Source organism: Aminobacter sp. J44, from assembly GCF_007829415.1.
GTDB lineage: Bacteria > Pseudomonadota > Alphaproteobacteria > Rhizobiales > Rhizobiaceae > Aerobium.
The window spans coordinates 57549-66016 of the sequence record NZ_VLJG01000019.1 but is presented as its reverse complement, the minus strand read 5'-3'; the positions used below and the strand labels follow the sequence as shown (position 1 = coordinate 66016).

10 protein-coding genes and 1 pseudogene are annotated in these 8468 nt (G+C 62.8%); 5 read left to right on the top strand and 6 right to left on the bottom strand.

The annotated features are described in order from the left end of the window. The 6 genes and pseudogenes from L610_RS09510 to L610_RS09485 form a co-directional block, all read right to left on the bottom strand. A pseudogene (locus tag L610_RS09510) lies at nucleotides 1–157 on the bottom strand (IS5/IS1182 family transposase); the annotation flags it as partial. A gap of 98 nt (nucleotides 158–255) precedes the next feature. Then, entirely contained in the window at nucleotides 256–1188 is a 933-nt protein-coding gene (argC, locus tag L610_RS09505) for an N-acetyl-gamma-glutamyl-phosphate reductase (RefSeq protein ID WP_144704555.1), read from the bottom strand. Between the two features lie 82 nt (nucleotides 1189–1270). Further along, the gene (gene speB / locus L610_RS09500) at nucleotides 1271–2230 is read right to left on the bottom strand and encodes an agmatinase (protein ID WP_144704552.1); all 960 of its coding nucleotides are present in this window, start codon (nucleotides 2228–2230) and stop codon (nucleotides 1271–1273) included. Between the two features lie 109 nt (nucleotides 2231–2339). After that, nucleotides 2340–2816 (bottom strand): 30S ribosomal protein S9, encoded by a 477-nt coding sequence (gene rpsI, locus L610_RS09495; RefSeq protein ID WP_144704549.1) that lies wholly within the window; start codon nucleotides 2814–2816, stop codon nucleotides 2340–2342. Beyond that, nucleotides 2816–3280 (bottom strand): 50S ribosomal protein L13, encoded by a 465-nt coding sequence (rplM, locus tag L610_RS09490; protein ID WP_024847800.1) that lies wholly within the window; start codon nucleotides 3278–3280, stop codon nucleotides 2816–2818. The genes rpsI and rplM overlap by 1 nt, the downstream gene beginning before the upstream one ends. Before the next feature lie 223 nt (nucleotides 3281–3503). Further along, nucleotides 3504–3959 (bottom strand): PaaI family thioesterase, encoded by a 456-nt coding sequence (locus L610_RS09485; RefSeq protein WP_144704546.1) that lies wholly within the window; start codon nucleotides 3957–3959, stop codon nucleotides 3504–3506. Nucleotides 3960–4070: 111 nt separating this feature from the next. Between L610_RS09485 and L610_RS09480 the strand changes: the two genes are divergently transcribed. The 5 genes from L610_RS09480 (at nucleotide 4071) to L610_RS09460 (ending at nucleotide 8390) form a co-directional block, all read left to right on the top strand. Then, nucleotides 4071–4886: an enoyl-CoA hydratase gene (locus L610_RS09480; RefSeq protein WP_144704543.1), complete on the top strand. Its 816-nt coding sequence runs from the start codon at nucleotides 4071–4073 to the stop codon at nucleotides 4884–4886. A 73-nt stretch (nucleotides 4887–4959) separates the two neighbouring features. Beyond that, nucleotides 4960–5481: a CoA-binding protein gene (locus L610_RS09475; protein WP_024847797.1), complete on the top strand. Its 522-nt coding sequence runs from the start codon at nucleotides 4960–4962 to the stop codon at nucleotides 5479–5481. 139 nt (nucleotides 5482–5620) lie between these two features. Further along, nucleotides 5621–6904: an O-acetylhomoserine aminocarboxypropyltransferase gene (locus tag L610_RS09470; protein ID WP_024847796.1), complete on the top strand. Its 1284-nt coding sequence runs from the start codon at nucleotides 5621–5623 to the stop codon at nucleotides 6902–6904. Between the two features lie 4 nt (nucleotides 6905–6908). Next, nucleotides 6909–7259, top strand: coding sequence for a cupin domain-containing protein (locus L610_RS09465; protein ID WP_024847795.1), 351 nt, complete (start codon nucleotides 6909–6911; stop codon nucleotides 7257–7259). A 27-nt stretch (nucleotides 7260–7286) separates the two neighbouring features. Continuing rightward, nucleotides 7287–8390 (top strand): FAD-binding oxidoreductase, encoded by a 1104-nt coding sequence (locus L610_RS09460; RefSeq protein ID WP_024847794.1) that lies wholly within the window; start codon nucleotides 7287–7289, stop codon nucleotides 8388–8390. Nucleotides 8391–8468: the final 78 nt, after the last annotated feature.

Below are 8468 nucleotides of genomic sequence, written 5' to 3'. Positions count from 1 at the left end.
GGCCGTTGTCGGGGCAGTAGAGCCCCGCGACACGATCGTGGATGAAGGAAAAGTCGATCACCGCGTCGATCTTGCGCAGCAGGTGATCCTTCGGCACCAGGCTCTCRAGCGTCACTATCTCGAGCGCCGTCTGTTCGGGAGCAGGCTTCTTCAGCATGCCCCACTGAATCAAAAACCTCCGGCCGAAGCCAGAGGTTTGTCAGCAGTCTGAAGGCGGCTCAGAAGGCCGCCTTTTTCTTAGTCCGTAAAGTCGGGTCAGTTCTTCAGCATCAGTTCCATGTTCTGGACGGCAGCGCCCGAAGCGCCCTTGCCGAGATTGTCGAGCACCGCGACCAGATTGACCTGGCCCTTGCCTTCCGTGCCGCAAACGTAGAGCTGCATCCGGTCGGTGTCGTTGAGCGCGGTCGGGTCGATGCGCGGCATCGACTTGGCGGCATCTAGCGGCATCACCTCGACGATGTTCTGGCCGGCATAGTGATCCGCCAGAGCCTGATGGATGCGGGCGAGCGTCGCGCCCTCAGCCAGAAGGTCCAGATGAAGCGGCACCTGAACCAGCATGCCCTGCGCAAACCGGCCGACGCTCGGCGCGAAGATCGGCGCGCGGTCAAGCTTGCCGTGCAGCTTCATCTCCGGGACGTGCTTGTGGGAGAGCGTCAGGCCGTAGAGGAAGTGCGGTGCGGCGATGTGATCGGCCGCTTCCGTGTTCTCCATCTGCGCGATCAGCTGCTTGCCGCCGCCGGTGTAGCCGGACACGGCGTTTACACTGACCGGGTAGTTCGCCGGGAGGATCCCTGCCATGACCAGCGGACGGATCAGGCCGATCGCGCCAGTCGGGTAGCAGCCCGGGTTGGCGACAAAGCGCGCCGAAGCGATCTTCGCGCGCTGCTCCTTGTCCATCTCGGCAAAGCCGTAGGCCCAGTCCGGATTGACGCGGTTCGCGGTCGAGGTGTCGATCACGCGCGTCGTCGTGTTGCCATCGAGCATGGCAACGGATTCGCGCGCTGCGTCGTCCGGAAGGCAGAGGATCGCAATGTCCGCGGCGTGGAGCATGTCGCGGCGCATGTCGGCGTTGCGGCGCTCCGCCTCGGGGATCGGCAGCATCTCGAGGTCGGTGCGCCCGGCAAGGCGCTGCCGGATCTGAAGGCCGGTGGTGCCGTGTTCGCCGTCGATGAAGATTTTCGGTTTCATTTCCACTTTCCGGATTTTGTAACGAATCCAGCGACTTACGTCGCCAGCCGGATTCTCTTTGTCAGGTAGTTGAATCTGTTTCTCAGGATCGGCCTGCGGCAGCTTTCCTGCGTGCCAGAAGACCAAGATAGTGCATCGCGACAGTCGCGCCAGCAATCGCCGTGATATCGGCATGATCGTAGGCCGGTGCAACCTCGACGACATCGGCCCCGACGATGTCCAGCCCTTCGAGCTGGCGCAGCACCGACAACATCTTCGCCGACGACGGACCGCCGGCCACCGGGGTTCCGGTGCCCGGTGCATAGGCCGGGTCTAGGCAGTCGATGTCGAAGGTGAGGTACGTCTTCGCGCCTGCCGTGCGCTCCAGGATTGCCGCGGCGATCTCGCTCGCACGCATCTCCTCGAGTTCTTCGCCGTAGATGATCTTGATGCCGCAATCTTCCGGCGCGTGCGTGCGGATGCCGATCTGGATCGAGCGCGACGGGTCGATGATGCCGGCGCGCGCGGCGCGGGCGACGAACGAGCCGTGATCGATGCGGCTGTCGTCATCGAACCAGGTGTCCTGATGCGCGTCGAACTGGACCAGCGCCATCGGGCCATGCTTTGCCGCATGTGCCTTCAGCAGCGGCCAGGTGACGTAGTGGTCGCCGCCCAGAGAGAGCAGGAAGCCAGCCTGGCTGAGGATGTGCGCGGCCTCGCGCTCGATCCGTCCGGGCGTCTCCTGATGATTGCCGTAGTCGAGAAGACAGTCGCCGTAGTCGACGACCGACATGTTCTCGAACAGGTCGAGATAGAACGGGTACTGCGGGTCGACGTCGAAGATCGCCGAGGCGCGGCGGATCGCCTGCGGGCCGAAGCGCGAGCCCGGCCGGTTGGAGACGGCCGCATCGAACGGAATGCCCCAGACGACCGCGTCCGCGCCAGCTACGTCCTTCGAGTAGCGGCGACGCATGAAGGAGAGGGCGCCCGCATAGGTCGGCTCTGCTTCGCTGCCGACATTGCTTCCTGCGGTAAAGGCACGGTCGATTGCATTCGATGGCATTGGCGTCTCCCACGATGTGGAACGAAGCTATTGGACGGATGCAGACGCTGCGCAACAAAAAAAGCGGACCCAAAGGCCCGCTTTTTCTTTGTCCGATATCCCGGCGCGATTAGCGCTTGGAGAACTGGAACGAACGGCGGGCCTTGGCCTTACCGTACTTCTTACGTTCGACGGTACGGCTGTCGCGGGTGAGGAAGCCACCCTTCTTGAGGACAGCGCGCAGCTCCGGCTCGTAGTAGGTCAGTGCCTTGGAGATGCCGTGACGAACGGCACCAGCCTGGCCCGACAGACCGCCACCAACGACGGTAGCGACGATGTCGTACTGGCCGGCGCGATTCGCAGCGACGACCGGCTGCTGCAGGATCATCTGCAGGACCGGACGAGCGAAGTACTTGTCGTACTCCTTGTCGTTCACGATGATCTTGCCCGAGCCCGGCTTGACCCAAACGCGAGCGATGGCGTCCTTGCGCTTGCCGGTCGCGTAGGCGCGGCCCTGGGCGTCAAGCTTCTGGACGTGGACCGGGGCTGCCGGCTGCGCAGCGGCCGTCGCCTGGCCGAGTTCGGCGAGGGAAGAAAGGTCAGCCATTATGCGGTCCTCTTGTTCTTGCTGTTGAGCGCGCCGAGATCGAGCTTCTCAGGCTGCTGTGCCTCATGCGGGTGCTCGGCACCGGCGTAGACGCGCAGGTTCTTCATCTGGCGACGGCCGAGCGGGCCGCGCGGGATCATGCGCTCGACGGCCTTCTCGATGACGCGCTCCGGGAAGCGGCCCTCGAGGATCTGGCGAGCGGTACGCTCCTTGATGCCGCCCGGGTGACCGGTGTGCCAGTAGTACTTCTTGTCGGTGTACTTACGGCCGGTCAGGACGACCTTGTCGGCGTTGATGATGATGATGTTGTCACCGTCGTCGACGTGCGGCGTGAAGGTAGCTTTGTGCTTGCCACGGAGACGGTTGGCGACAATGGTTGCCAGACGGCCGAGGACAACACCCTCAGCGTCGATCAGCACCCACTTCTTCACCACGTCCGCAGGCTTCTGCGAAAAGGTAGCCATGGTTTCTGCTTTCGGTTGATCCTTCCCGCCTCATCGGCGGTAAAGGCGTTTCTTGTTGCTTGCGTTGCGGGCAGCGAGCTGACTGCAACTGAATACGGGCACCCTTTTTGAGGCATTCCGCATTTGTGGCGGCTTATAGAAGAGGCGCAAAACCGCGTCAACCGGCCGGCGGCGGACTATGTCTAAAAGAACCCAGTTAAAACAGCACCTTAGAAATGCGGTATTATTTTACCACATCGAAATTGCGTTTCGGCGGAATGGAATAGGTGCCTGTCGCATGCGCGACGATGTGCTGCTCGGGTCCGGCAACGATTTCGATGTCGTAGACCATCAGGCTCCTCCCGAGCTTGAGGATGCGGCATTTGCCGTCGATCGGGCCGGGCTCTGCCTTGCGCATGAAGTTGATGTTGAGGTTGGTCGTCACCGAGAGTGCGTCCGGCCCGACGTGGCTGAGCACGCAGACATAGCCGCCGATGTCGGCCAGCGCGAACAGGGCAGGGCCGGAGACGGTGCCTCCGGGCCGGATGTGGCGCTCGCAGGCATTGAGCCTCACCGTGCAGCCGCCGGGAAAAATCTCCAGCGCCTCGTAGTCCTGATGCCCGTTGTTGAGCTGCGGAAAGACCTTGTTCAGGTACTCGTTGATCGTGGCGGCGCTCATTACTGGCGTCAGCGCGGACATGAATTTCCCTCCCGGACCTGTGGCTGGAGCGGACTTTTGCCGTTTCGCCGCTTTCCTTCAAGGCGTCACATGCTTAGTTTCCAGAAAAGCATGGATACGCGGGTGAGCAGCATGGCGGCGATCGAAAAGCAGAACGAGGCACCAGGGCCGGTCCTTAAGGAGCAGACGGGAGGCGTGCTGCGGCTGACGTTGGCGAACCCTCCTGCGAACGCACTATCCGTTCGGATGATGACGGAGCTGCAGGAAGCGCTGGACGAGGCACGCGACGATGCGTCCGTGCGCGTCGTGGTGCTGGGATCTGCCGGAAAGGTGTTTTCCGCGGGGCACGACCTCAAGGAATTGGCGGCGCACCGCTCTGATCCCGACGGCGGCGAAGCCTTCTACGAGCAGACGATGAAGATCTGCGCCACGCTGATGCAGTCGATCGTGCGCCTGCCAAAGCCGGTCATAGCCGAAGTGAAGGGCGTTGCAACCGCGGCGGGATGTCAACTCGTTGCTAGCTGCGATCTCGCAATTGCCACCGACAAGGCGACGTTTGCCACACCGGGGGTCAACATTGGCCTGTTCTGCTCGACGCCGATGGTTGCCCTGTCGCGTAATGTCTCCAACAAGCATGCGATGGAGATGCTGCTGACAGGCGAGCAGATCGACGCCGGGACGGCGCGCGAGTTCGGCCTGATCAATCGCATCGTGCCGGAAGAATACCTGCAGCAGGTGGTCAATAAGTACGCCGAGACGATCGCCTCGAAATCGCCCCTGACGTTGAAGATCGGCAAGGAAGCCTTCTATCGCCAGGCCGAAATGAGCCTGTCGGAAGCCTATGAGTACACGGCGCGGGTGATGGTCGAGAACATGCTGACGCATGACGCTTGCGAGGGCATCTCGGCCTTCATCGAGAAGCGCACGCCGGAATGGACGGGCAAGTAGGCGGCAGCGCCTCATGAGTTGAAAACAGCGCCGCTTCGAGCGGCCATGCGAGATTGAAGAGAAGCCGCCTTAAATGAACCACGACAACTACGACAATTCCTACATTTCCGGCATCCTGCGCGAGGTGAAGACCGTCGCCATCGTCGGCGCCTCGGCCAATGACGTGCGCCCGTCCTTTTTCGTGACGAAGTACCTGATCGATAAGGGGTACACCGTCTACCCGATCAATCCGGGTCACGCAGGCAAGGAGATCCTCGGCCGCATGACCTATGCCAGGCTCGCGGATGTCCCCGAGCCGATCGATATGGTCGACATTTTCCGCGCCTCGAGCGCGGTGCCTCCGATCGTCGAGGAAGCGCTCGCGCTCGACCCGAAGCCGAAGGTCATCTGGATGCAGCTGACGGTCCGCAACGACGAAGCGGCTGCGCGCGCCGAGGCGGAAGGGCTCAAGGTGGTGATGAACCGCTGCCCGAAGATCGAGTACGCCCGCCTTGCCGGCGAGATCGGCTGGAACGGCGTCAACAGCCGCGTCATCTCCTCGAAGAAGCCGCTTCTTCGCAGCGGCTTCCAGAGCTTCGGCATCCGCAGTCGCTGAGCGCAAAATTTTTTCGGAAAACTCACGGTTTTCCGAACGACGAATGGATCCGTGATCGGATTCGGGAAAAATCCTCTTTGCGTTTGCGCGTGGGCTTTGCGATCAATGCCCTAACGACACAACCGCCAGGAGGAATTCCATGTCTCAGCGCACGCCCGGTTTTAATACGCTCGCGGTTCATGCAGGCGCCCAGCCTGACCCTGCGACCGGCGCTCGTGCCACGCCGATCTACCAGACGACGTCTTTCGTGTTCGATGACGTCGATCACGCGGCGTCGCTGTTCGGCCTGAAGGCGTTCGGCAACATCTACACGCGCATCATGAACCCGACCCAGGCGGTTCTGGAGGAGCGCGTTGCAGCCCTCGAGGGCGGCACCGCAGCCGTCGCCACCTCGTCCGGTCACGGCGCCCAGCTGCTGGTGTTCCACACCATCATGCGCCCGGGCGACAACTTCGTCGCCGCTCGGAAGCTCTACGGCGGTTCGATCAACCAGTTCGGCCACGCCTTCAAGAATTTCGGCTGGGAGGTCCGCTGGGCCGACCCGCAGGACTTCGACTCCTTTGAGAGCCAGATCGATGAGCGCACCCGCGCGATCTTCATCGAGAGCCTGGCGAATCCGGGCGGCACCTTCGTCGACATCGAGAAGATCGGCGACATTGCCCGCCGTCACGGCCTGCCGCTGATCGTCGACAACACCATGGCGAGCCCTTACCTCGTCCGTCCGATCGAGCACGGCGCCGACATCGTCGTCCACTCGCTGACCAAGTTCATCGGCGGCCACGGCAACTCGATGGGCGGCATCATCGTCGACGGCGGCACCTTCGACTGGTCGAAGTCGGGCAACTACCCGATGCTGTCCGAGCCGCGTCCGGAATATGCCGGCATCGTCCTGCACGAGACCTTTGGCAACTTCGCCTTTGCGATCGCCTGCCGCGTGCTCGGCCTGCGCGACTTTGGCCCGACCATCTCGCCTTTCAACGCCTTCCTGATCGCCACCGGCCTCGAGACGCTGCCGCTGCGCATGCAGCGCCATTGCGACAACGCGCTCGAAGTCGCGAAGTGGCTGAAGACGCATCCGAAGGTTGCCTGGGTCTCCTATCCGGGCCTGCCGGACGATCCGAACCATGCCCTGCAGCAGAAGTACTCGCCAAAGGGCTCGGGCGCCGTCTTCACCTTCGGCCTCAAGGGCGGCTTCGAGGCCGGCGTGAAGGTCGTGGAAGGCGTCGAGCTGTTCTCGCACCTCGCCAACATCGGCGACACCAAGTCGCTGATCATCCACCCGGCTTCGACCACGCACCGCCAGCTCACCGACGAGCAGAAGGTCGCTGCCGGCGCCGGTCCGGACGTGATCCGTATCTCGGTTGGCATCGAGGACGTGGCTGATATCATTGCCGACCTGGAGCAGGCACTGGCAAAGGCGTAAGCCGATGTACGCAAGTCACTTCGCCGCAATCTCGATTGCGGGCATCGAAGCGGAAGAGGGGGCTCCGGCCCCCGACCGCCTCATTTCCGGCAATCCGGTCCACCGCACCTGGAACGTCGAAGAGGCGGAGGGCGGCATCTATGCCGGCATGTGGGAGTCGACGCCGGGCAAGTGGCGCGTCTCCTATGACGAGTGGGAGTTCTGCCACATTCTGTCGGGCGTCTCGATCCTGACGGAAGACGGCGGCGAATCCCGGACGTTGAGGGCAGGCGACGCCTTCGTCATCAGGCCCGGCTTCAAGGGCACGTGGGAAGTCGTTGAAACGACACGCAAGGAATATGTGATCCGCACATAGGCAGCCGTGCATCTGCGAGGGAGGCGCATGAAGACGACTGTGGTAGGTGCCGGCATTGCCGGCCTATCGACAGCCTGGGCGCTGACCCGGCGCGGGCACGAGGTCACGTTGCTTGAGCAGGGGTCGATCCCGAACCCGCTGTCGGCTTCCGGCGACCATCACCGCATCATCCGTCGCGCCTATCCTGCCAGCACTGGTTACGGCGAGGCGATCACAGACGCCTATCTCGCCTGGGACGAACTCTGGCGCGACCTTGGCCAGAGCCACTACGATCCGCGCGGCTTCATGTGCATCTCGCGCGTACAGGGCGACGAGGCGGAAATCTATCTTGAGGGAATGAGCGCCGGCGGCTGGGATTTCCAGCTGCTGCAGCCGGATGCGGCATGCGAGCGCTGGCCATTCCTTGAGCCGGGCTCGTTCCGCTATGCCTTTCACTCTGTCGAGGGTGGGGCGCTGCATTGCCGGCGCATTGCCTCAGGCATTGCGGAGTGGCTGCGCGGTAACGGCTGCGACCTGCGCGAGCATGTCCGTGTCGAAGAGATCGAGACAGATACCGGCACGGTGCGGCTTGCGGATGGCAGCACGATCACCGCGGATCACGTTGTCGTCACCGCCGGTGCGTGGGTGACGAAGCTATTTCCTGATCTCGCCTCGACACTGTCGGTTCAGCGTACCGCTGTCGTCTATCTCGAACCGCCTGCAGACCTCAGGGAAGCCTGGTCCCGCGCGCCGGTGATCCTCGACGTCGGCGGCACGACCGACGGCTACATCATCCCGCCATCGGGCGAGGGTGGTCTGAAATTCGGCGCTGGGGCGCACCGCTTTGCCGATGACGATCCCGACCGGAACAGGGTGCCTTACGATGGTGAGGGGCGCGACATCCTCAAACTGTTTGCCCCGCCGATCGCTAAGGTGGACGAGTACACGGTCACCGACACGGTGACCTGCGCCTACACCTTCACGAAGGACGAGCGCTTCTTTGCTCAGCAGCGGCAAAAATGCACGATCGTCTCGGCCTGCTCCGGGCACGGCTACAAGTTCGGGGCGGCGGTTGGCCAGCATGTTGCTGAATCGCTTGAGCGGGACGACTTTCCGCGGCTGAAGAAGTGGCTGCGCGAGGGACGAGTCTGATCCATGCCGTTGCGGCAGTTGTCCTGCGCACATTTACCCTGCGCTGCCTATACTCTTGCGCTAACGGGATGGGGCATC